The organism is Pseudarthrobacter sp. NIBRBAC000502771, assembly GCF_006517215.1.
GTDB classification, from domain to species: Bacteria; Actinomycetota; Actinomycetes; order Actinomycetales; family Micrococcaceae; genus Arthrobacter; species Arthrobacter niigatensis.
In genome coordinates this window covers 3,440,185-3,461,469 of sequence record NZ_CP041187.1, presented here as the reverse complement: position 1 = coordinate 3,461,469, position 21,285 = coordinate 3,440,185, and the positions used below count along the sequence as shown (strand labels likewise).

The following is a 21,285-nucleotide window of genomic DNA, read 5'->3' as shown; positions in this document are numbered from 1 at the left end:
GGCCAGAGAGAGAGTTGACATATTCAGAGGTTCTCGCAGCTACGTCCACTCCCGTTAGTTTGGCGCCGATAATGGGACTGTCTGAATAACGGTGGATCCACAGTTGGCCTGACACGCCGGGCGTTGCCTGGCGGGGAGGACTGATCATGAGCGACACCATGGATCCCATGGCGACTGATGTGGATCAGCAAGAGTTAGCGCAGCAGCTCCTGGCCCAGGCCAAGGAACAGGGCATCGACCTCGTCGGCCCGGGCGGCCTGTTGAACCGGCTCACAAAGAACGTCCTGGAGACTGCGCTAGAAGCGGAAATGGACGAACACCTCGGATACGAAAAACACGACGTGTCCGGACGCGGGAGCGGGAACTCCCGCAACGGCACCCGCACCAAAACCGTGCTGACCGAGATCGGGCCTGTGGAGATCGATGTGCCGCGGGACACCGGCTCGACCTTCGATCCGCAGATCGTGCGCAAGCGGCAACGCCGGCTGACCGGTGTTGACGAGATCGTGTTGTCGTTGAGCGCTAAGGGGCTCACAACCGGGGAAATCGCGGCCCACTTCGCAGAGGTGTTCGGCGCCAGGGTCTCCAAAGACACCATCTCGCGCATCACGGAAAAGGTCATCGGGGAGATGACCGAGTGGCAGAACCGGCCCCTGGACCGGGTTTACCCGGTGATGTTCATCGACGCGATTCACGTAAAGGTCCGTGACGGGCAGGTCACTAACCGGCCGGTCTACGTCGCCATCGGTGTCAGCGTCAGCGGCGAACGCGACATTCTCGGGTTGTGGGCCGGGGACGGCGGCGAAGGGGCTAAGTTCTGGCTCTCGGTGCTGACCGAGATCAAGAACCGGGGCGTCGAGGATGTCTGCATCACGGTCTGCGACGGGCTCAAGGGCCTGCCCGAGGCCATCAACACGGTCTGGGAGCGGGCCGTCGTTCAGACCTGCATCGTGCACCTGATCCGCAACACCTTCCGCTATGCCGCCCGGCAGTACTGGGACGAAATGTCACGCGACCTGCGCCCGGTCTACACGGCCCCGTCCGAGGCTGCGGCTAAGGACCGCTTCGTCGAGTTCTCGGGCAAGTGGGGCCGCCAGTACCCCGCGATCACCCGGCTGTGGGAGAACGCCTGGAGCGAGTTCGTGCCGTTCCTGGACTACGACGTCGAAATCCGGCGGGTCATCTGCAGCACCAACGCCATCGAATCCGTCAACGCCCGCTACCGGCGCGCGGTCAGGGCCAGGGGCCATTTCCCCACCGAGCAGGCGGCCCTGAAATGCCTCTACCTCGCCACCCGGGCACTAGGGCGTGTCTCCTAAAGCTGTTAGCCAGATGCTGATTGCCCGAAGAACCGCTCCTCCGCGGTAGGTGAGGGCGAGTTTGTCGTAGCGTGTTGCCAAGGCACGCCATTGCTTGAAGACGTTGAAGTTCCGTTCGACGACGTTCCGGCCTTTGTAATCCTCTTTGTCGAAGGCCGGGGGCCGGCCACCGGAGGAGCCGCGTCGCTTCCGGTGGCCGATCTGGTCGGAAGGCTGCGGGATGACAGCAATAATGCCGCGGTCGCGGAGGTGGGTTCGGATCGCTCGAGAGGAGTAGGCCTTGTCACCGCGGACACGGTCCGGGCGGGTTCTGGGTCTGCCCTGACCGGCCCGGTTGATCTTCAGCTGGTTCATGAGGTGGGCGAACATCGGCGCGTCCCCGCCCTGGCCCGGGGCGACCAGCAGAACCAAGGGCCTGCCTTGGCCATCAACCAAGGCGTGAATCTTGGTGCTCAGTCCGCCCCGGGACCGCCCAACCGCATGATCGTCCGGCTCAGCAAACAGATTCATGTAATTCGAGCCGGCCCCCTGTGGTGCGCGGCAGGTTGGTGCCGTGCTGGTGGGCACGGTTCACCGTCGAATCGACCGAGACCGACCAATCCACTTCACCCTGAGAGTCCGCGACCGTCAGCAGTGCAGCCAGGATGCTGTCCCACGTTCCGTCACCGCTATAGCGGCGGTGACGCTTCCAAATGGTCTGCCACGGACCGAACTCGGCAGGCACATCCCGCCACGCGATCCCGCACCGATACCGGTAAATGATGCCCTCGACCACGCGCCGGTCGTCCCGAAAAGGACGACCCCGACGACCATCAGAGGACGGCAACAACGGCTGGATGCGGGCCCACTGCCCATCAGTCAAAACAGAAGTACGCGACACCCATCAAGCATCCCGCCTAAACCAACCCAGGTTTAGGAGACACGCCCTAGTAACGAGACTCATGTCCGACGGTGACTTGTAAACCTCTGGGTGCTTCACGACACGGATTAGGGGCTAGTCAATAACGACCGTTTCTGACCCGCGTTCGGCACGCCTCCGAAAAAGTGTGACTGTTGGCGGTAAATGGCGGTCTTTTTGCGGCGCTAAATGTCGCCTTGCTAGTCGGCAAGCGCTCGTGACCGCCTGTAGAACGTCGCTCGGGACATACCGAGATCCCGGGCAACCTGCGCTGTGGGCTCGCCACCTTTGACTAGGCGAACAGCGCTTCTGATCTGACTATCAGTGACCCGGCGGGGTCGGCCGCCAAGGTCTTTGCCAGCTTCTCTTCGCTTGATTATGGAATCCGTGACGCGTTCGCGCTTGATCTCGTATTCCATCTGCGCAAGGGCGGCCATGATCGTGAACAACATAGAGCCCATCGGTGTTGCTGTGTCGACGTCGCCTCCGCCCAGGTTCAGGACGCGCAGGCCGGCACGCCTAGTGCGGAGTTCGTCGGCGAAGGCAAGCATGTTTTGGGTGGATCGCCCGAGCCGGTCCAAAGTCGTGATGACCAGGGTGTCACCCTCCATGAGCGCGTCGAGTGCTCGATCGAACTGTGGTCGCGACGCACGCGCTCCGGAGACACCCTGGTCGACGTAAAGGTCGTCGCGTCGAACGCCGGCGGCCAGTAGATCCGCCCGCTGCCGGTCCGTGGACTGCTGCCGCGTCGAAACCCGTGCGTAGCCAATAAGTTTCGGCATGCCTGCCTCCGATGTGTCTCATAACTAATGATTGGTACGCCGATTCAAGCAGAAGGTTTCGAGACATAGTTATGAGAATCGCCGGACGCAGAGAAAGTCGCGAGATTTCACAGGAATCAGGATCTTACGGGACAGAGCCAGTGAGACGTCTCGTATCCCAAGAGTTCCGAGACAGGAAGTGGCAACCTCAAGGTCTCACACTGGTTAGTCAGATTGGCGGGAGAACAACTCTTGTTTCTCCATATTCGAGCGTGACCTCCCTGGGATACACCACGCCCGTAGAACACGAACAGTTCCTCACCAGCAGTAAACCCCAGCCGGCACAAGCCGCCTGATCAACTGTCCACGATTTGCGGGTAACCCCAGCGGACGGGCGACCGGCCCGGGCGCGTAGGGAATGGCTCAATGTTTGGTGAGGCCACGATAAGGGCCGGAAGAGGCAAGGCTGGACACGCCGAAGTTCTAGAAAGTTCTAGAGCGTTCTAGAGAAAAACCAATTTGTCAGTAGACCTTGCTATTTTTGACTCATGCAGCTCGAACTGAACCCCTCAACCCTGGCTCCGGCGCACAACCCATGCACCTCGCAAACTTGTACGCAATGAGCTAGCCGTTGGTGTTCCCAACCCGCAGCGATTCGTTGATGAGTTCCTAGATTTCAATGACGCGGCTCCAACTCCGGGCCAAACTTATTAGAGGAGATCTCCCGATGGCATTCTCATTCAGCGCGAAGAAGCGCCGAGCGACTAACCGACAGATAGCTGAGGTGCAGCAGATGCTTGCCACTGCTGAAACCTACGATTTCAACCGTGGGGAGAGCTATGAGGCAGATAAACTGGGCGACTTCGTCTCACATTTCAGTGCAGAAATTCTGGGTTCACCACTTCCCAACTCGCGCGAACTGGGGCGTCAACTAGCAGCTGAAACCGTCAACAGCCGGTTCCCCGATGCTGTCAATGCAGCCTGGCTTGTCGCTGTAGAGCTTCCCAGCAGCAAAATAACGGAGCTGAGCAACATGCTCGGCCCCATGGGGGTTACTAACGGGGCTACATTCTTCACTGATGAGTTCCCAGACAGAGTCGAGGAGCCGATTCTGGGTCGGAAGCTCAATCTCTGGCGCGGTCCTGCTGCCATAGCGACAATAATTCTTGCAACCCACGCTGCGCAGATGGGCTATGTGTGGTCTGGCAGGGAGCTCTCATAGGCGTTAGCGTCGACTCTGCTCAAACTCGTCCACACCAACAGCATCAAACACTCCAGCCCAATCAGTCTGAACATCGTCTCGGCTGGGCAATCAGTCTTTGTAGGACACGGCCAGTGGGAATGCGGAAACAAGAGCAATGATTGGTTCTCACAGTGTCTCGAAACCTTGCCGTCTCGAATTTAGAGATTCAAGACAGCCGGAGTCCAGCGGCGCGACAAAGAGCGATCACAAAACGCCGCCATTTATAGGCAAACTTGTCATTTTCCGTACTCGCGTGCACGGCGAGCAGCCCGTTTTCGCGGTTGTGCAGGCGGGTGTTGAGCACTGGTTTTTCCGTACTCCTCTGCACTAGGGTCGGTTTTGCTTACTACTCCTCTGCACGCCGAGGGAGGTGTCGGAGTGGATGCGGAATCGGCGCCCATTCGTGAGCCGGGCACGTTGACGATGCGGGATGATCTCTGGGCTCGGACGAAGTCGGTTTCGGTGGTGATCGGCCCCTTGGCCGCGCGCACGGTTGTTGGTAGGGCAGCGGTTGATGCTGCCGCCGCGGCCTTGGGCGTATCGCGGCGCCAGGTGTACGTGCTCCTCAGACGCTATCGCGACGGTTCTGGTTTGCTGACAGATTTGGCTCCTGGCCGTTCCTCCGGAGGGAAGGGAACTGCCCGGCTGTCAGATGAGGTCGAGGACCTGGTCCGGGTGATGGTGCGGAAGCAGTTCCTGACTCGGCAGAAACGGACGTTGGCGTCGGTGTATCGGGATATTGCTGCGGCCTGCCGCGCACGGCAGCTTCCTGTCCCGGCCAGAAACACGGTGGAACGGCGCATCCGGGCGTTGAATCCAGTTGAGGTAGGCCGGCGCAGGGGAGGGCCCGATGCGGTGCGGTCGCTACAGTCCGCCGGGGACGAGGTGCCTGCGGTCGGCACGATTCTGGAGCGGATGCAGATCGACCACACCGTCATCGATGTAATCGTCGTGGACGAGCGGGAGCGGCGACCGATTGGTCGGCCGTATCTAACTGTCGCTATCGACGTGTACAGCCGGTGCATCATCGGCATGGTTGTGACCCTGGAGGCGCCCTCGGCAGTGTCGGTTGGGCTGTGCCTGGCGCATGCCGGGACTGACAAACGACCATGGCTTGAAGGTCTGGGTGTTGAGGCGGGGTGGCCCATGAGCGGGAAGCCGAGACTGCTGTACCTGGATAATGCCAGCGAATTCAAGAGCGAAGCGCTCCGACGAGGATGCGACCAGCACGGTATCGAGCTGGCCTACCGTCCGCTGGGCCGACCTCATTATGGCGGAATCGTGGAACGCGTGATCGGCACCGCAATGAAGCAAATCCACGAACTTCCCGGGACCACCTTCTCCAACCCCAGCGAACGGGGTCGTTATGACTCCGACCGGGAAGCGGCGTTGACCCTGCGCGAGCTGGAGAAATGGATGGCCCTTGCCGTCACCAACTACCACGGCACCACCCACAGCACGCTCGGGCAGACGCCAGCTGGACGGTGGGCTGAAGGGGTGGCGGCGACGGGGCCGCCGCCGGTTGCCACTAACCCGACAGCGTTCCTGGTCGATTTCCTTCCCGTCGTGCGGCGTACCCTGACAAGGACGGGCTTCGTCATCGACCATGTCCACTACTTCTCCAATGCACTGAAACCGTGGATCAGCCGGCGCGAAAGGCTTGGGCCGTTCCTCATCCGCCGGGACCCCAGGGACATCAGCAGAATCTGGGTACTGGAACCAGAGGGGGCTCACTACGTCGAGGTCCCTTACCGGACGATAGCTAACCCCTCTGTGAGCCTGTGGGAGCACCGGCACGCCCTGGCGCGACTACACGAGCGCGGGGTAGCCCAAGTGGACGAAGCGGCGTTGTTCCGCACGATCGCGCAAATGCGGGAGATCGCAAGTACTGCCTCGAAGACCACCAAGCGCATGCGCCGCGACACCGAGCGCCGCAACGTAGCGACGACGGCGCATTCGAAGACACCATCCCCATTGCTCCCGCCGGAAGCCCCTGCTCAGCAGGAACCGGACATGGTGGCGGATGCGGCCCGGGTACCGCGATTCGATCAGATCGAGCAGTGGTGACCATGCCTGAGTACGAGGCACCGGAGTTTTCCCACCTGCACCCGAGTGTGCGGGCCGCGGCACGGTTACCTGCGAACGAGCGGGTTGAATTGATCCGGGCTGACCGGTGGATCGGTTACCCGCGCGCGGTGGAAGCGGTGGCCCGCCTTGAGTCCCTGTTGTCGTGGCCGGACAAACAGCGCATGCCGAACCTGTTGCTGATCGGGCCGACGAACAACGGCAAGTCGATGATCGTGGAAAAGTTCCGCCGGGGACACCCGCCCGTGGCCGAGCCGGAGCGGGAACTCATTCCGGTGTTGTGCGTGCAGATGCCGTCGGAGCCTTCCGTGCTGCGCTTCTACATCGCGCTCCTGGCCGCGCTTGGGGCACCGCTTCAACCACGGCGGCGCCTGGCGGACGTGGAGCAGATCTCGCTGAAACTGCTGCGCTTAACGGGAGTGCGCATGCTCGTCATCGACGAGCTGCACAATATCCTCGCCGGGCAAGGCAACAGCCGCCGGGAGTTCCTCAATCTTCTACGGTTCCTGGGCAACGAGCTGCGTATCCCTATCGTCGGCGTCGGAACCCGGGAAGCATATCTTGCGGTTCGGTCCGATGATCAGCTGGAGAACCGGTTTGAACCCATCGTCCTTCCCCTGTGGAACACCGGTGCGGACACTCTGTCGTTGTTGGCCAGTTTCGCGGCCGCCCTACCCCTGCAGCGCCCCTCGGACATCGCTACCGCCGATATGGCGCAGTACTTACTCGCCCGAAGTGAGGGAACCATTGGCGAACTCGCCCGGCTCCTGACGACCGCGGCGATCGCCGCTGTGGAAAGCGGTGAAGAGCGTATCAATCGCCGCACTTTGGTCATGGCCGACTATGCAGGACCCACAGAACGGCGCCGTTTGTTTGAACGCGAACTGATGTGAGACCGCCGGAGCGCTGGCCCCTTCATCCGGCACCTGCAGCAACGGAATCTTTGTCCTCTTGGCTGCGGCGGACGGCGACCAGCTACGGGATGTACTCCCACCAGCTGCTCGAACACGCACTCGGTCACCGGGAACTTAGCGACGCTGAGCTGGATCTGAACCCGCCACGTTACCTCCTCGACGAGCTCGCCAAACGTACGGGCCTCGACCAGCACCGCGTACAGGCCATGACCATGGCCGGCTGGGTGCCATGGCTCTTCGACTCCCTCACCCCTGCACCCGATACCTACGAAACCTATGTGCACCAGTTCTCGGTACTCCTGCCACCGGCGCGGCGCCAAATCTACACACCGCGGAAGTGGCTGCCATGGCTCGCGGAAACCCGGGTGCTGCGGGGGTGCCGCGAATGCCTGGAGTCCGGCCCGACGATACTGCTCTTCTGGCAATTGCCGCTCATGGCCAGCTGCCCGGTACACCGACACCGGCTTGAGACCTATGAAGGACACCCTGCGGACTACATCAAGTGGACAACCTCCGTCGAGGACCAGCGGGAACTCCCGGAGTCATTGACCCTGATGGACCGGCGCACCTGGCAGGCAATAACGACAGGATCCGTCGACCTGCCCCGGCGCTCGGTTCACGCCGGAGTCTGGTTCCGGCTGCTGCGGACCCTCCTGGACGAACTCAGCGCGCCCCAGGGACGATACGGCCGGCAACTGGAGGAGGTGCGCCGGGTCTGGGACCACTGCGGCCACCCGTTCCGGGCCGGCCTGCACTCATGGCAACCGTTCGAGACCCTCCACTGGACCAGGCAGCAGCAACTGCTCGAAGCCGCTGCCGCCGCGATGGAAATGGTCGAGGCCGGCTCCCTGACCGCCCTGGGTACCTCCGCGTACCTTTTGCGTTCCGAACCGAAGGCACCGATCAGCAGTGGGACCCCGCCCGGATCACCGACAGCTCGCGCGGGCACGCAGAAGCAGCCGACACTGGACGAGCTCTGGAATCAGGTGACGGCTACCCGGGATGCGTGCATCGCAGCAGCCAAAACGGATCCAGTGGTCGCGAAGCACCTCTTCGACTTCGCACGCTACGGGTGCCGCAGTCAGGAATCCGTCCGCGGTCTTCGGGACACCTTCGCCGAGCTTGGGATACCCCTTGACTTCCTGTCACAAACAGAAGGATGACAGCCCTTTGACTGACGTAGAATAAGTAACGGGTTAAGTGACATATTCTGATTTCGAACCAGATTGACAACTTGGTGTCACTTAAACGAACGTATAAATGACTTGGGGGAGTGGGCCATGTTGGTTGGGTACATGCGGGTCTCCAAGGCGGATGGCTCCCAGACCACCGACCTGCAGCGCGACGCGCTTCTGGCCGCTGGCATCGACACCGGCTCGCTCTATGAAGACATGGCGTCCGGCAAGAAAGACAACCGACCCCAGCTCGCGGCATGCATCAAAGCCTTACGGCACGGGGACACCCTGGTTGTGTGGAAGCTTGACCGGCTCGGGCGGGATCTGCGCCACTTGGTCAACATCGTCCACGACCTGACCGAACGCGGCATCGGGTTGAAAGTCCTGACCGGGCAGGGAGCGGCCATCGACACCACGACGGCGTCAGGCAAGCTTGTTTTCGGAATCTTCGCTGCCCTGGCCGAATTCGAACGCGAGCTCATCTCCGAACGCACCATCGCTGGCCTCGCTTCTGCCCGGGCCCGCGGCCGCAGCGGTGGCCGCCCCTACAAGATGACTCCCGCGAAGCTGAGGCTCGCCATGGCGTCCATGGGGAAACCCGGCACCAAAGTCAGCGAGCTCTGCGACGAACTCGGCATCACCCGTCAGACCCTTTACCGCCACGTCTCACCCACCGGAGAGTTGCGCCCGGATGGCCACAAGCTTCTCCACGCCAAGTGACATGCGGACTCCGGCCGGTGGCCAACGATTCGGTGACTAACGGCTCTGTTGCGCAGGGCGCCGACCGCGCAAGGCTGTAAGCAACTGCGGCAGCGATTGAAGGGGCGGGTCCGGGGATGATGTACGGATGGTACGGCGACTGGGGTGTGGGCGGTTGGATTTTCATGGCCCTGATGATGCTGCTGTTCTGGGGCGGTGTGGTGACGGTCGTGATTCTTCTGGTCCGCGGCGGACGCCAGGGGCACGGGGGATACTACAGGTCTGCTCACGATGAGGCTGAGCGGATCCTGAACGAACGTTTCGCGCGGGGGGAAATCGACGCGAACGAGCTGAATGAACGCCGGGCTGCCCTCCGACGCAAGCCGTGAAGACACTCTCCCGCAGCACGCAGACCCTGATCGGGGTTATCGCGACCGTACTGCTGGCCGCGTTGTCCATGACGGGGATCGCACTGCTCGGCGCTGGCCCGAATCCGGGCGGAGCAGGGAATCCCGGCACCACCCGCTGTGCGGCGCCGAGCTTCGCCGGAACGGTCGTGAACATCACCACCACCGATAGGGCCGGGCGCATGATGGGCGGCCCCGGGATGATGCGCGGCGGCATGCGCCTGACCGCGGACCGGGCCACCGTGGTCCACGGCAAAGTGTCCTTCCTGGTCACCAACGCCGGCACTATTCCCCATGAAATGCTGGTCGTCCCCCTGGCAGGCACCCAGACCCCAGGAACCCGCCCGGTGGGCCGGGACGGAAGAGTCGACGAGGACGGCAGCCTGGGCGAAGCGTCCACTACCTGCGCCGACGGCCAAGGCGAGGGGGTCCTGCCGTCCACGAGCGGATGGGTCACGCTTGACCTGCCACCCGGGCGGTATGAACTCTTCTGCAACCTCCCGGGGCATTACTGGGCGGGGATGCACACCGAGCTCACCGTCACCTGAACCGGTGACGACCCGCCGGGCCAGCAGGGGTCAGGCTGCGTCGGCCGGGCGGAAGGTCGCCCCTCCGTCGGTGGATGTGACCAGACCGTCGGTAGTGGCGGCCCAGATCCAAGGCTTTTTTTCTGCTCCTTTCACTGCGGTGATCGCCTGGACCCTGCCCTGGATGCGGCCCGCGCGGGTCCAGGTAGTTCCGGCGTCGGCTGACTGATGGACCGTGCCGTCTGGCTCGACACCGATGACGTCAGTGCCGCTGGCGAAGGCTGCGAACTGGAGGATCGGTGCGGTGGTGACCCGTTGCCAGGTTTTGCCGCCATCGGTCGAACGTTGGAGCCCTTCCCGGGCCGTGGCCAGAACGGTGTCCGTTTCCGGCGTGCCGGCCAGGACGGCGGGAACGAAGCCGGTTGCAACGTCGGACCAGGTCATGCCGTCGGGACTGATCCGCAGCGTCCCGTCATACGCGATGATCCCGGACCGGGAAGTGGTCAGGGCGTGGAAGTCTGATTCGCCCTGGCGGGAGAGCTGTTCCCAGGTTTTGCCGCCGTCCACGGACTTGATCAGGCCGAGCGGGTTGGGTAGATCGGAGCCGGGGCCAGGGTGTCCGGAGGCATAGAACACCCCGTGGTCCGCGGCCGCGGTGAATCCCATGAGGTCGTTGGTGCCGCCAATTTTGGTTGCGGGAGACTGGGTGACGTCGAACAGGCCTTCGTGGGTGGCGAGCAGCACCTGGTCGGTTTCACGGTCCACGCTCAGGCCGTGAACGTGGGAGCTGGGGACCTCGGCGGCGGCAGTGGACGGGCCGGTACCGGAAGTCCCGGAGGTTGTTCCCGGGGCGCAGGCGGACAGCGTGAGCATCAGCGCGGCTGTTGCGGCGGCGGCCGCTGAACGGGGGCGGTTTAAGCGGTGGCGGGTTAATGGGCGCAGGGGCATGGGGACTCCAAGAAACGAGAGGGGGCCAGGTGGCGTGGTGCGGCCGGTGGCGCCGGCCCCCGGGGAGGGGCCGGCGCCACCGGCCGTGTGCTGGTTTAGAGGGTGGCCAGCAAGTTCTTCATTTCCTGGATTTCGGCTTCCTGCGCGGTCACGATGTTCTTGCTGAGCTTGATCGCGTCGGCGTTTTGGCCCTGGGCGGTTTCGGTTTTGGCCATCATGATGGCGCCTTCGTGGTGGGCGATCATCTGGGTCAGGAAGAGCTTGGCCGCTTCGGTGCCCTGGGCGGCGTCGAGCTTCTTGAGGTCATCGTCGCCCATCATGCCGTCCATGCTATGGCCGGCGCCCATGGTGGCGGATTCGTTCCAGCTTTTCAGCCAGCCCGTCATGGTGTCGATTTCCGGGGCCTGGGCCGCCTTGATCCTGGTCGCGAGGTCGGTGACCGCTGCGGGAATGTCCTTTTTCTGCAGCATCATCTCGCTCATTTCGACGGCCTGTTCGTGGTGCGGGATCATTCCCTGGGCGAACATGGTGTCGGCCGCGTTGTGATCGGCCGAGGCGGCCGGTGAGCTGCTGGACATCATCCCCGAACTGCCGTGATCCATACCCGGCATCGAGTTGCCGGCTGCGGCGGAGCTGGAGGGGGCGGTGGATCCGGTGCCGGTGGAGCAGCCGGCCAGGGCGAGTGCTGCGGCGACGGCGGTGGTGGAAAGGGCAAGGAATTTCTTGTTCATCATGTTTTTCGGGTCCTTCAAGACATCAGCGGGCGCGTTGGCGCCATGGTGGGTGAATGTGCATCGGTGATGCGCCGGGCACGGCTCGAACGGGCCGGCACCCGGGCTGCTAAGCGCTGGTCAGGTCACAGCGCAGGGCCGGTGTTTTACGTCCGGCTGATGCAGAGCTCACCCGGCGAAGGACTCCCGGGACGATAGGACCAGGCCGCACCGGTATCGGTCAGGGCCCCCGTGATGGAGCTCCTGGCGATCACCCAGGTCCCAGGCAGCGGTGCGGCCAGGGAACCGGACTTCGCCGACGGGGTGCAGGCAGCAGTCATGGCGTGCATGCTGGTGCAGTTGCCCGAGTCCGAGCACTGCACAGCATCCAGAGCTGACCCGCCCTGAGCCTCCGGCATGTCCGGGGTGGAGACGGCCGGAAGGTGTTCGGTATGACCGGCGCCGGAGGATTCGTGCTGGGCGCTGCCCGCCGCTGCCGCCATAGCGGACGAATGCAGCGCGTGACTGGTCGTCAGGACGTGCATGCCGAAAATCCCGGCAATGAGCGCCAGAACGGCACCCAGGAGACCCGCGCGGCGAAGGAACGTCATTGCGGTGCGATGTTCAGGTGCAGTCATGAGGTTCCTCCTTCCTTCCGTGCGGGCTTTTGTCCAAGATTACCGGGCCTGTGGCAGGCACCTCCCGGTACAACGAACCTGCACCGGATTCGGTTTCAACCACGGGGCCGGACCCATAGACCGGGAACTAAGGCCCTTGCGGCGAAAAACAGGCGCGGAACACACTGAGGGACAACAGCAGTGAACGACCACGCGGAGGGCTGCATGTCATGGGCGGCGATGAAGAATTCAGGATTGTTGCCGGGGTGGACGGCTCCGCCCCGGCGCGCCTGGCACTGGAATGGGCTGTTGCGGAAGCGCGGCTGCGCCACGGCCGGGTCCGCGCCGTGACCGCCTGGCAGTTCCCGCCGGTCACCGTCGGGATGGAGTGGCTGATCCGGAACCCGGATGTCTTCCCGGAGGCCGCCCGCCGCCTCCAGAACGAGACGCTGCAGCGCGTGGACAGCGAAGGGGTCACGGTGACCGGTGACGTCGTCCAGGGCCACCCCGCCGACGTGCTGCTCCGGGCGGCCGAGGACGCCGACCTCCTGGTCGTGGGCTCCCGCGGCCTGGGCGGATTCACCGGAATGCTGCTGGGTTCGGTGTCCACGCAGATCCTTCATCACGCTCCCTGCCCGGTCCTGGTGGTCCGGACCCGGACCCGCGCCGACGGTGGGGAATGATCGACCGCCCGGGCCCCACGGGCCACCGGAACGGCGAAAGTACCTGGCCGTGACCGGTGAGCACGCCCACCTGCATCCACCCGCCGGTCCCCGCAGCGGGACGGTTCCGGGACGTTCGTTCCGGAACAAGCTTCAGAGCCTGTGGCACACGGTCGTCGGCGCGGTCGGCCTGGTCATGGGGCTCCTCCCGCACGTCCTGCACCACATCGGGCTGCTGGCAGGAACCGCGGTCGTGGCAGGATCCGGCGGCACGGCACTGTTCGGAGCGCTCGGGCTGCTGGCGTCCGCACCCATGCTGATCCGCCTTTACCGGCGGTTCGGCAGCTGGGTCGCCCCGGCCGTGGGTTTGCTGGTCTTCGCAGCCATGTTCTCCCTGTCCGCGTTCGTCATCGGCCCGGCCATCAGCGGCGCCGGAGGGGACGCGACACCTTCCCCGGCGCCCACTGCTGACCACACCGATCATCCGGGCCACTAATCAGGGCCCGGGGGATCCGGTGCGGGGCTAGTTCGCGCCGACCAGGACGTAGCCGGAGGAGCTGACCGCCGCAGCCAGCGCTTTCCGGTCCGCGGTGCCGGTGACGGTCAGCCGCGACGTGCCGCCGGGCACCAGGTCCACCGTTGCAGACTCGACTCCGGCTACCCCGGAGACGGCCTGTTCAACGGTCCGGACACAATGCCCGCAGGTCAGCCCCTCCACGGCGTACTGGGCATTGGAACCCTGGGCTGCCGGCCGCTGATCGGCGGCAGCGGCCGGGTGCGTGTCCGCGGCCGGGGAGCAACAGCTGCAGCCCTGCTGGGCCGTGGAGGCCAGGGGCAGTTGGGTCCGTGATTCAGATGTTCCGCACATGTCAGTTTTCCTTCAAGCAGGGATAGGAAAGGGGATGTTGCGGTTGAACGGATGTGACGGCCTGGGCCTGGACAAACCACGTCACTGGCAACACCACAAATATACCCCCTAGGGGTATGTTTGGCAAGGGTTTGCGGCTCATTCGCAGGTACCGGGCTGCGGGCCGGGACGGGGACGTTAGGCACTACCGGGCCGGGTCAACGGGCACAACACTTGGGGGCATGAGCATGCGACATCTTCCCGCTCCGGGGCGTATCCGGCCCGGGCCCTGGACGCAGGGACTGCTTACGGTCCTGATCGCGGTGGCCGCCGTGTACCTGGTTACGAACCATTGGCTCCATATCCTGGACGCGTTGCCGTACCTGTGGGTGGTGCTGATGTTGTCCATGCATTTGTTCATGCATGGCGGGCACGGCGGACATGGCGGGCACGGCAGCTCCACGCATCAGGGGCACGGCGGGCAGGAAGCCCCCGGCGGGGGTGGCGGCCATGTCCACTGACTACGGGTATGACCTGTGGGGGCTGGTGATCATCAATTCGGCGGTGTTCATCATCTTCGCGTTCAGTTTCGTCCGGCCCCGGACCAGGCTGGACTGGCGCGCCCTGGGCGGTTTCTCCGCGTTCATCGTGGCGCTGTTCACGGAGATGTACGGTTTTCCGCTGACCATCTATCTGCTGTCGGGCTGGCTGGGGAACCGGATCCCGGGCGGTGACCTGCTGAACCACAACACCGGCCATTTGTGGCAAGACCTGACCGGCTGGCAGGGCGATCCGCACCTAAGTCCGCTGCATCTGCTCAGCAACGTGCTGATCGCAGCCGGATTCTTCCTGCTCTACCGGTCCTGGCAGGTCCTCTTCGCGGCCCAACGGGACCACCGCCTCGCGGTCACGGGCCCTTACGGCCGGGTGCGGCATCCGCAGTACGTAGGGTTTTTGACGATCATGGCCGGATTCCTGCTGCAGTGGCCCACCCTGCTGACCCTGGTGATGTTCCCGGTCCTGGTCATCGTGTACCTGCGCCTGGCCCGGAAGGAAGAACGGATGATGGAGGCCGAGTTCGGTGAAGAGTACGCCGCATACCGGCGCCAGGTCCCCGGCTTCGTCCCCCGGATAGGACGGCGGACCGCCGGCACTGGAGGGCGGACACCGCAGGAGGGGCTGTAATGCCCGGGCGGGCCCAGGCACCCCGGGAAGTGGCGCGATGCTCTTCCTGGCAATAAAAAACCTGGTCCAGGAAAAGACCCGGCTGCTGATCAGCGTCGGCGGGGTCGCCTTCAGCGTGCTGCTGATCCTGAGCATCCAGGGCCTGTACCAGGGCTGGAGCAACAAGATCGGCGAATACATCCGCACCGTCCCGGCCGATTACTGGATCACCCAGACCGGTGCGACGGACATGTTCCACACCCCGTCCGTGCTGCCCCTGACCGTCCGGGACTTCCTCACCGGGGTTGACGGGGTCGGCAGCGCCAAACCGTTCAGCGGCCGGCGGGTCGCGTTCGCGCACAACGGCAAGGACATCAACCTCTACGTCATCGCCGACGACACGGAGAACAACGTCGGCGCCCCGGCCCGGGTGGTGGAGGGCAAGTCCGTCCCCGGCAAGGGCGAAATCATCATCGACCGGGTCGTCGGGCGCAGCCAGGACATCCGGATCGGGGACACCATCCCGGTCGCCGGCAGGGAACTGAAGGTCGCCGGCTATTCCGAGGGCGGCTACATCCTCAGCTTCTCCTTCGCGTTCGCGACCAAAGAGGACGCCGAAAGCATCCTCCAGCTGCCTGGCGCCACCAATTTCTTCCTCGTCACCGTGAAGAACGGGGCGGACCCGGCCGCGGTGGTGTCCCGGATCGAAGCGGACCCGGCGGTCGATGCGATCAGCAAGGACCGGTTCGTGGAGAACAACACGAACATCGTCCGTGACACGTTCCTGCCGATCATCCTGGTCCTGTTGCTGATCGGGATCGCCGTGGGCATGACGGTGATCGGACTGACCATTTTCACCTCAACCATTGAAAAGGCACGCGAGTACGGGGTCCTGAAGGCCATCGGGGTGAGCAACCGCCAGCTCTACACCGTCGTAATCGAACAGGCCGTCACCGCCGCCGTGCTCGGGTATGTCGTCGGCGCGGCCCTGGCCCTGGCCGTCAGCGCGGCCGCGGGAAGCTATGTCCCGGAGTTCATCACGGAAATCCGGTGGCTGGGCGCCGCCTGGATCCTCGGCGTCACCCTGGTCATGGCCGTGGCGGCCTCGCTGCTGCCGGTCCGCCGGCTGTCCCGCATCGACCCGGCGGAGGTGTTCCGGGCATGAACGTGGTCACCGTCCAGGACGTATCGAAGACCTTCGGCTCCGGCCACACCGCCGTGACCGCCGTGGACCACGTATCCCTGAGCGTCGAGGCCGGGGACATCGTGCTCGTCATGGGTCCCTCCGGGTCCGGGAAGACAACCCTGCTGTCCATGATCGGCACCCTCATGTCTCCCACGGGCGGCCGGATCCTCATCTCCGGCCAGGACATCTCCACCCTCTCCCCGGCACAACTGTCCCGGCTGCGGCTGCAGGAGTTCGGGTTCGTCTTCCAGACCTTCAACCTGCTCTCGGCCCTCACCGCCGAGGAAAACGTCATGATGCCACTGCTCACCGCGGGGGTGCCCCGGAAAGAGGCGCGGACCAAGGCCCGGGCCGCGCTGGAACAGCTCCAGCTCGGGCACCGGCTGCGGAACCTGCCCCGGGACCTCTCCGGCGGTGAGAAGCAACGGGTGGCCATCGCCCGGTCCCTGGCGAATGATCCCCGGCTGATCCTCGCCGACGAACCCACCGCCAACCTGGACGCGAAAACAGGCCAGGACGTCACCCTGCTCCTGTGCGGGACGGCCTGCCGGGAAAACCGGGCCGTCATCATCGTCAGCCACGACCAGCGGCTGCGGACCGCCGCCAAACGCGTCATCACCATCGACGACGGCCGTCTGAGCACCGAAGAAGCCGGGGAACACAACCTGCATTGCAGCATGCACCCGGAAGCGGCGCCGGCATGAAGATGACCGACCAGGAACTGCTCGCAGCCCTCGCGGACCCGGCCGAGGACCCGGCCCGGCTGGAACGGATCAGCACCGAAATCAAGACCGGATTCGGTCTGCTCTCACCCGGGCTCGGCAAAACGGTCGCCGTCTTCGGCTCCGCCCGGCCCGGACCCTCGGATCCCCGCTACGCCGTGGCCCGTGCCCTGGGCGCAGGGTGCGCGAAGGCCGGGTTCGCGGTCATCACCGGCGGCGGACCGGGCCTGATGGAAGCGGCCAACCGCGGCGCCATGGAAGCCGGCGGCACTTCCGTCGGGCTCGGCATTGAACTTCCCCGCGAACAATCGCTGAACCCCTACCTTGACGTGTCCATGACCTTCCGGTACTTCTTTGCCCGCAAGCTCATGTTCATCCGCTACGCCTCGGCTTTCGTGGTCCTTCCCGGCGGATTCGGCACACTGGATGAACTCTTTGAGGCCCTGACCCTCGTCCAGACCGGAAAAATCCACGAATTCCCCGTCGTCCTGATCGGAACCGCGCACTGGGCCGGGCTCACGGACTGGATCCGGGACCGGCTCCAGGACCAGGGGTTCATCACGCCCGAAGACATCCGCCTGCTGCGGTGCACCGACGACATCGACGAGGCCGTCGAACTGATCCGGCAGTGCCACCTGCGCCAGCTCGTCCGGTGAACCCGGAGGCGCGATGAACCCGGAGGGCACGGACCAGGCCAGAGGCGCGCCCCGCCCGGCCATCATGCTCGGCATCACCGCAGCCTGGGGCCTGTGCTTCCTGGCGATCCGGCTCGGGCTCCAGGACGCCCCGGTCCTGTGGTTCGCCGCCCTCCGGGCGCTGATCGCCGCGGCAGCCCTGCTCCTGCTGTGTCTGGTTCAGGGCCGGGCACTGCCCCGGGGACTCCGGACCGGGGCACTGATCACCCTGATGGGGCTGACGAATGTTACGGTCGCATTCGCCGCGATGTTTGCCGGGACCGCAGGGATGGCCATCGGCGCCGCGGCAGTGCTGGCCAACGCCCAGCCCCTGCTGATCATCGTGCCCGCATGGTGGCTCTACGGCGAATCAATATCGGCACGCACGGTGGCCGGGATCGGCCTCGGCTTCGCCGGGCTGCTCGTCGTGGGCCTGGCCAGCGGCGGCGGCTCGGGAGTATGGCTGTCGCTGCTCGCCGCCGCAGCCGTGACGGCCGGAACCCTCACCGCCCGCAGCCTCGCCGGCACAGACCTGGTTGCCGCCAGCGCCTGGCACTTCCTGATCGGCGGTGCCCTGCTCGCCGGAACAGCCGCCGCCCGGGAACCGGTCCAGGCAATCCACTGGACCCCGCAGTTCCTCACCGTTCTGCTCTTCCTCTCCCTGGCCGGGACGGCGGCCGCGTTCCTGGCCTGGTTCACCGAAGCGGCCCGCTCCCGCCTGGACCTCCTGACCGCCTGGACCCTGCTCGTGCCCGTCATCGGCACGGCCGCATCCCTGCTCCTGCCCGGGGAAAGACCCCCACCGCTGGCAGTGGCCGGCATCGTCCTGGTCCTCGGGTCACTCTGGCTCGTGCTCCGCCGGCCCACCGCCACCGGCCCACCGCCGCCGCGCGGGACCAAAGCCTCTGACCCCTCGCGCCGGTAACGGGCGATAGTGAACGTCAAGGGCAGCCGGCACGCGCCCGCGCACAGCAGGAACGAACCTTGACCAATACCCCTAGGGGGTATATGTTCGGCCTAACCGGAAAACGACGTCCCGGGCGAAAGCCCCACGCAGTGAAGGTCCGACAGCGGGTGAACCCACCCCGGCTGTCCTCCACGGATCCCTGATGAGCTAAGGACGACGACACCATGTCTGCTGACTCGAAGCCCGGCACCAACGCCCCGGCCACGCCTTTGCAACGCACTGTTGTGGAAGTCCGCGGCCTGCACTGGGCCACATCCAAAGCCGTCATCGAACGGGTCCTCTCGCAGCGGCCCGGAGTCGCAGGGGTTGAGGCGAACCCCGTTGCCCAAACCGCGACCGTGAGCTTTGACCCGTCCGTGACCTCGCTGGAGCAGATTTCCGGGTGGGTCCGGGACTGCGGCTATCATTGCCGCGGCGAGTCCGTCCCCGACCACGTCTGCTACCCGATGGAAGAACACCACACCGCCGGGATGAAGCACGCCACGCCCACGACGAAGAGCGCTGCCCACCCGCACACCGGTCACGCCCATCCCGGTCCAGGACCGGCCGGTCCACCACAGGCGATGGAGCACGATCACCACACCGGCCATGCCCCTGCACCGGCGGAACCGGGCACGGAGCACGCCCACCCGGCGGCGGACGCCCACGCAGGGCACGGCGCGGGGATGCAGGGTGGGATGGCCCGGACCCCGCAGGACATGATGGGGCACGGAGGCCACCACGGCGGGATGTCGATGGATGACATGGTCAAGGACATGCGCAACCGTTTCCTGGTCGCAGCGGTCCTGTCGATCGGTGTTGTCCTCTGGTCCCCGATGGGCCGGGACATGCTCGGCTTCACCGCCCCGACACCGTTCGGGCTCCGCGATGACGTCATGGCTCTGATCCTGTCCCTGCCGGTCATCTTCTACTCGGCCTGGATCTTCTTCGACGGCGCCTACCGGGCACTTAAGGCCCGCACACTGGACATGATGGTCCTGGTCGCGATCGCCGTGGGCACCGGCTGGCTCTACAGCGTGTGGGTTACCCTCACCGGGGGCGGCGAGGTGTTTTATGAAGCCGCGACCGTCCTGGCCTCCTTCGTGCTGCTGGGCCACTGGTTCGAGATGCGGGCCCGCGGCGGGGCGAACGAGGCCATCCGCACCCTGCTCGAGCTCGCCCCGCCGGTCGCGGTTGTGATCCGCGACGGCGAGACGGTCGAGATTCCCACCTCTGACGTCCAGGTGGGGGACCTGCTGCTGGTCCGGCCGGGATCGAAAATCCCCGTCGACGGGAAAGTCGAGGAGGGCCAGTCAGAGGTCGACGAATCCATGGTCACGGGCGAGAGCCTGCCGGTGACCAAGACCATCGGATCGGACGTGATCGGCGCATCCATCAACACCACCGGTACGATGCGGGTCCGGGCCACCAAGGTCGGGGCCGACACCGCCCTGGCCCAGATCGTCGCCCTCGTCCAGGAAGCCCAGAACTCCAAAGCCCCCGGCCAGCGGCTGGCCGACCGGGCCGCGTTCTGGCTCGTCCTGGTCGCCTTGATCGGCGGGACCGTGACCTTCGCGGCCTGGCTCGCCCTCGGCGCCGGGCTCCAAGCGGCCATGCTGTTCGCCATCACCGTGGTCGTCATCACCTGCCCCGACGCGCTCGGCCTGGCCACACCAACGGCCATCATGGTCGGCACCGGTCTCGGCGCCAAACGCGGCGTCCTGTTCAAGAACGCCACTGCCCTGGAAGTCTCCGCCCGGATCGACACCGTCGTGATGGACAAAACCGGCACCCTGACCAAGGGCGAACCTGAAGTCACCGACGTCGTCGTCGAAGGCATTGACCAAAGCACCCTGCTGGCACTGGTCGCCGCCGTGGAAAAGGAATCCGAACACCCCCTGGCCGCCGCAGTGGTCCGCCATGCCCAGGCGCAGGGCGTACCCGAGCTTGCGGCGACGGAGTTCCTTAATGTTCCCGGCCACGGCGCCGGAGCGACCGTGGACGGACACCGGGTCCTGGTCGGGAACCGCAAACTCATGGTCGATGAAGGCATCGACCTCGGACCCCTGGCGCAGGTGCGCGAGGAACTCGCCGGCACCGGACGGACCGCCGTGCTCGTCGCCGTGGACGGCCGGCCTGCTGCGGTGATCGCGATGGCAGATGCCGCGAGGGAGACTGCCGCCGCGGCGGTCGCTGCCCTGCACGAGGCCGGAATTGAAGTCGTGATGCTCACGGGCGACAACGAAGCCACCGGCCGCAGGATCGCCGGCCAGCTCGGCATCGACACCGTTATCGCCGAAGTGCTTCCCGGCGATAAATCAGCGAAAATCGCCGAACTTCAACAGGCCGGGAAGAAAGTCGCCATGGTCGGTGACGGCGTGAACGACGCGCCGGCCCTGGCTCAGGCCGACCTCGGTATCGCGATCGGCGCCGGCACCGACGTGGCCATCGAAACCGCCGACGTCGTCCTCATGCGCTCGGACCCGCTCGATGTGCCCATCGCGCTGCGGATCGGCAAAGGCACCCTGCGCAAAATGCGCCAGAACCTGGGCTGGGCCGTCGGATACAACGCGATAGCGCTGCCCATCGCGGCAGGAGTTTTCGCCTTCGCCGGGATCGCCCTCAGCCCCGAAATCGCGGCCCTGTCGATGTCCGGATCCAGCTTCCTCGTCGCCGTTAACGCCCTCCTGCTCAAACGGCTCCGGCTGCCCCGCCCGGAAACACCCGAAGCCACCACCACCCGTCAAACCCGGCCGCTGGCCCCGGCGGGCACCCGATAGG

The 21,285-nt window shown here is 65.1% G+C and carries 22 protein-coding genes and 1 pseudogene; 17 read left to right on the top strand and 6 right to left on the bottom strand.

The features are described 5' to 3' along the window. Positions 1-158 precede the first annotated feature (158 nt). A pseudogene (locus NIBR502771_RS16150) lies at positions 159-1,304 on the top strand (IS256 family transposase); the annotation flags it as partial. Here the strand turns inward: NIBR502771_RS16150 and NIBR502771_RS16145 are convergent. Both NIBR502771_RS16145 and NIBR502771_RS16140 read right to left on the bottom strand, forming a co-directional pair. Next, a protein-coding gene (locus NIBR502771_RS16145) for an IS5 family transposase (protein ID WP_141160643.1) occupies positions 1,302-2,199 on the bottom strand; the annotation gives its coding sequence in 2 pieces (ribosomal slippage) (positions 1,302-1,847 and positions 1,849-2,199; 897 coding nt in all). The pseudogene NIBR502771_RS16150 and the gene NIBR502771_RS16145 sit on opposite strands and share 3 nt — an antisense overlap. A 218-nt stretch (positions 2,200-2,417) precedes the next feature. Further along, positions 2,418-2,999: a recombinase family protein gene (locus NIBR502771_RS16140; protein ID WP_141160642.1), complete on the bottom strand. Its 582-nt coding sequence runs from the start codon at positions 2,997-2,999 to the stop codon at positions 2,418-2,420. A 706-nt stretch (positions 3,000-3,705) separates the two neighbouring features. Here NIBR502771_RS16140 and NIBR502771_RS16135 point away from each other — a divergent pair. The 7 genes from NIBR502771_RS16135 to NIBR502771_RS16105 all read left to right on the top strand — a co-directional run bounded on the left by NIBR502771_RS16135 (position 3,706) and on the right by NIBR502771_RS16105 (position 10,049). Further along, a complete protein-coding gene (locus tag NIBR502771_RS16135) occupies positions 3,706-4,200 on the top strand; it encodes a hypothetical protein (RefSeq protein WP_141160641.1) in 495 nt (164 codons plus the stop codon). 399 nt (positions 4,201-4,599) lie between these two features. After that, positions 4,600-6,288 carry a Mu transposase C-terminal domain-containing protein gene (locus NIBR502771_RS16130; protein WP_141160640.1) on the top strand — a complete coding sequence of 563 codons (1,689 nt, stop codon included), beginning with the start codon at positions 4,600-4,602 and terminating at the stop codon, positions 6,286-6,288. A gap of 2 nt (positions 6,289-6,290) precedes the next feature. After that, positions 6,291-7,199, top strand: a complete 909-nt coding sequence (locus tag NIBR502771_RS16125; RefSeq protein WP_141160639.1) for a TniB family NTP-binding protein — start codon at positions 6,291-6,293, stop codon at positions 7,197-7,199. After that, positions 7,196-8,383 carry a TniQ family protein gene (locus tag NIBR502771_RS16120; protein WP_141160638.1) on the top strand — a complete coding sequence of 396 codons (1,188 nt, stop codon included), beginning with the start codon at positions 7,196-7,198 and terminating at the stop codon, positions 8,381-8,383. The genes NIBR502771_RS16125 and NIBR502771_RS16120 overlap by 4 nt, the downstream gene beginning before the upstream one ends. 117 nt (positions 8,384-8,500) lie before the next feature. Beyond that, positions 8,501-9,115, top strand: coding sequence for a recombinase family protein (locus NIBR502771_RS16115; RefSeq protein WP_141160637.1), 615 nt, complete (start codon positions 8,501-8,503; stop codon positions 9,113-9,115). Positions 9,116-9,231: 116 nt separating this feature from the next. Then, the gene (locus NIBR502771_RS16110; protein WP_141160636.1) at positions 9,232-9,483 is read left to right on the top strand and encodes an SHOCT domain-containing protein; all 252 of its coding nucleotides are present in this window, start codon (positions 9,232-9,234) and stop codon (positions 9,481-9,483) included. After that, complete coding sequence (locus tag NIBR502771_RS16105) at positions 9,480-10,049, top strand: sulfocyanin-like copper-binding protein (RefSeq protein ID WP_141160635.1); 570 nt, start codon at positions 9,480-9,482, stop codon at positions 10,047-10,049. The genes NIBR502771_RS16110 and NIBR502771_RS16105 overlap by 4 nt, the downstream gene beginning before the upstream one ends. 30 nt (positions 10,050-10,079) lie before the next feature. On the opposite strand, the gene NIBR502771_RS16100 is transcribed toward NIBR502771_RS16105, so the two are convergent. The 3 genes from NIBR502771_RS16100 to NIBR502771_RS16090 form a co-directional block, all read right to left on the bottom strand. Further along, a complete protein-coding gene (locus NIBR502771_RS16100) occupies positions 10,080-10,901 on the bottom strand; it encodes a F510_1955 family glycosylhydrolase (RefSeq protein ID WP_246256484.1) in 822 nt (273 codons plus the stop codon). Positions 10,902-11,071: 170 nt separating this feature from the next. Continuing rightward, complete coding sequence (locus NIBR502771_RS16095; protein ID WP_141160633.1) at positions 11,072-11,710, bottom strand: DUF305 domain-containing protein; 639 nt, start codon at positions 11,708-11,710, stop codon at positions 11,072-11,074. Between the two features lie 143 nt (positions 11,711-11,853). Further along, positions 11,854-12,324 (bottom strand): DUF6153 family protein, encoded by a 471-nt coding sequence (locus tag NIBR502771_RS16090; RefSeq protein ID WP_246256481.1) that lies wholly within the window; start codon positions 12,322-12,324, stop codon positions 11,854-11,856. Between the two features lie 209 nt (positions 12,325-12,533). Here NIBR502771_RS16090 and NIBR502771_RS16085 point away from each other — a divergent pair, with 209 nt between their 5' ends. Together NIBR502771_RS16085 and NIBR502771_RS16080 are read left to right on the top strand one after the other, a co-directional pair. Then, the gene (locus tag NIBR502771_RS16085) at positions 12,534-12,986 is read left to right on the top strand and encodes a universal stress protein (RefSeq protein WP_141160632.1); all 453 of its coding nucleotides are present in this window, start codon (positions 12,534-12,536) and stop codon (positions 12,984-12,986) included. A 49-nt stretch (positions 12,987-13,035) separates the two neighbouring features. Continuing rightward, positions 13,036-13,461, top strand: a complete 426-nt coding sequence (locus tag NIBR502771_RS16080) for a hypothetical protein (RefSeq protein ID WP_246839699.1) — start codon at positions 13,036-13,038, stop codon at positions 13,459-13,461. A gap of 27 nt (positions 13,462-13,488) precedes the next feature. Here the strand turns inward: NIBR502771_RS16080 and NIBR502771_RS16075 are convergent, their stop codons facing one another. After that, on the bottom strand, positions 13,489-13,833 hold the full coding sequence (locus tag NIBR502771_RS16075; protein ID WP_141160631.1) for a heavy-metal-associated domain-containing protein: 345 nt from the start codon (positions 13,831-13,833) through the stop codon (positions 13,489-13,491). Positions 13,834-14,054: 221 nt separating this feature from the next. Between NIBR502771_RS16075 and NIBR502771_RS16070 the strand changes: the two genes are divergently transcribed. From NIBR502771_RS16070 to NIBR502771_RS16040, 7 genes are all read left to right on the top strand, one after another. Continuing rightward, a complete protein-coding gene (locus NIBR502771_RS16070; protein ID WP_206073934.1) occupies positions 14,055-14,333 on the top strand; it encodes a DUF2933 domain-containing protein in 279 nt (92 codons plus the stop codon). After that, on the top strand, positions 14,323-14,997 hold the full coding sequence (locus NIBR502771_RS16065; protein WP_141160630.1) for an isoprenylcysteine carboxylmethyltransferase family protein: 675 nt from the start codon (positions 14,323-14,325) through the stop codon (positions 14,995-14,997). The genes NIBR502771_RS16070 and NIBR502771_RS16065 overlap by 11 nt, the downstream gene beginning before the upstream one ends. Positions 14,998-15,034: 37 nt before the next feature. Further along, on the top strand, positions 15,035-16,141 hold the full coding sequence (locus tag NIBR502771_RS16060) for an ABC transporter permease (RefSeq protein ID WP_141160629.1): 1,107 nt from the start codon (positions 15,035-15,037) through the stop codon (positions 16,139-16,141). Continuing rightward, complete coding sequence (locus NIBR502771_RS16055; RefSeq protein ID WP_210411242.1) at positions 16,138-16,866, top strand: ABC transporter ATP-binding protein; 729 nt, start codon at positions 16,138-16,140, stop codon at positions 16,864-16,866. The genes NIBR502771_RS16060 and NIBR502771_RS16055 overlap by 4 nt, the downstream gene beginning before the upstream one ends. After that, the gene (locus tag NIBR502771_RS16050; protein WP_141160628.1) at positions 16,863-17,540 is read left to right on the top strand and encodes a TIGR00730 family Rossman fold protein; all 678 of its coding nucleotides are present in this window, start codon (positions 16,863-16,865) and stop codon (positions 17,538-17,540) included. Before NIBR502771_RS16055 ends, NIBR502771_RS16050 begins: the two co-directional genes overlap by 4 nt. Positions 17,541-17,553: 13 nt before the next feature. Then, positions 17,554-18,483, top strand: a complete 930-nt coding sequence (locus tag NIBR502771_RS16045; RefSeq protein WP_141160627.1) for a DMT family transporter — start codon at positions 17,554-17,556, stop codon at positions 18,481-18,483. Positions 18,484-18,689: 206 nt separating this feature from the next. Next, positions 18,690-21,284: a cation-translocating P-type ATPase gene (locus NIBR502771_RS16040; RefSeq protein ID WP_210411241.1), complete on the top strand. Its 2,595-nt coding sequence runs from the start codon at positions 18,690-18,692 to the stop codon at positions 21,282-21,284. Position 21,285: the final 1 nt, after the last annotated feature.

What these genes read in the sequence shown, in the direction of transcription:
- NIBR502771_RS16085 (WP_141160632.1), top strand. Translation starts at nt 12,534, where the DNA reads ATGGGCGGCGATGAAGAATTCAGGATTGTTGCCGGGGTGGACGGCTCC.
- NIBR502771_RS16090 (WP_246256481.1), bottom strand. Translation starts at nt 12,324, where the DNA reads ATGACTGCACCTGAACATCGCACCGCAATGACGTTCCTTCGCCGCGCG.
- NIBR502771_RS16100 (WP_246256484.1), bottom strand. Translation starts at nt 10,901, where the DNA reads ATGCTCACGCTGTCCGCCTGCGCCCCGGGAACAACCTCCGGGACTTCC.
- NIBR502771_RS16070 (WP_206073934.1), top strand. Translation starts at nt 14,055, where the DNA reads ATGAGCATGCGACATCTTCCCGCTCCGGGGCGTATCCGGCCCGGGCCC.
- NIBR502771_RS16140 (WP_141160642.1), bottom strand. Translation starts at nt 2,999, where the DNA reads ATGCCGAAACTTATTGGCTACGCACGGGTTTCGACGCGGCAGCAGTCC.
- NIBR502771_RS16115 (WP_141160637.1), top strand. Translation starts at nt 8,501, where the DNA reads ATGTTGGTTGGGTACATGCGGGTCTCCAAGGCGGATGGCTCCCAGACC.
- NIBR502771_RS16045 (WP_141160627.1), top strand. Translation starts at nt 17,554, where the DNA reads ATGAACCCGGAGGGCACGGACCAGGCCAGAGGCGCGCCCCGCCCGGCC.
- NIBR502771_RS16060 (WP_141160629.1), top strand. Translation starts at nt 15,035, where the DNA reads ATGCTCTTCCTGGCAATAAAAAACCTGGTCCAGGAAAAGACCCGGCTG.
- NIBR502771_RS16095 (WP_141160633.1), bottom strand. Translation starts at nt 11,710, where the DNA reads ATGATGAACAAGAAATTCCTTGCCCTTTCCACCACCGCCGTCGCCGCA.
- NIBR502771_RS16110 (WP_141160636.1), top strand. Translation starts at nt 9,232, where the DNA reads ATGATGTACGGATGGTACGGCGACTGGGGTGTGGGCGGTTGGATTTTC.
- NIBR502771_RS16050 (WP_141160628.1), top strand. Translation starts at nt 16,863, where the DNA reads ATGAAGATGACCGACCAGGAACTGCTCGCAGCCCTCGCGGACCCGGCC.
- NIBR502771_RS16075 (WP_141160631.1), bottom strand. Translation starts at nt 13,833, where the DNA reads ATGTGCGGAACATCTGAATCACGGACCCAACTGCCCCTGGCCTCCACG.
- NIBR502771_RS16125 (WP_141160639.1), top strand. Translation starts at nt 6,291, where the DNA reads ATGCCTGAGTACGAGGCACCGGAGTTTTCCCACCTGCACCCGAGTGTG.
- NIBR502771_RS16055 (WP_210411242.1), top strand. Translation starts at nt 16,138, where the DNA reads ATGAACGTGGTCACCGTCCAGGACGTATCGAAGACCTTCGGCTCCGGC.
- NIBR502771_RS16040 (WP_210411241.1), top strand. Translation starts at nt 18,690, where the DNA reads ATGTCTGCTGACTCGAAGCCCGGCACCAACGCCCCGGCCACGCCTTTG.
- NIBR502771_RS16065 (WP_141160630.1), top strand. Translation starts at nt 14,323, where the DNA reads ATGTCCACTGACTACGGGTATGACCTGTGGGGGCTGGTGATCATCAAT.
- NIBR502771_RS16135 (WP_141160641.1), top strand. Translation starts at nt 3,706, where the DNA reads ATGGCATTCTCATTCAGCGCGAAGAAGCGCCGAGCGACTAACCGACAG.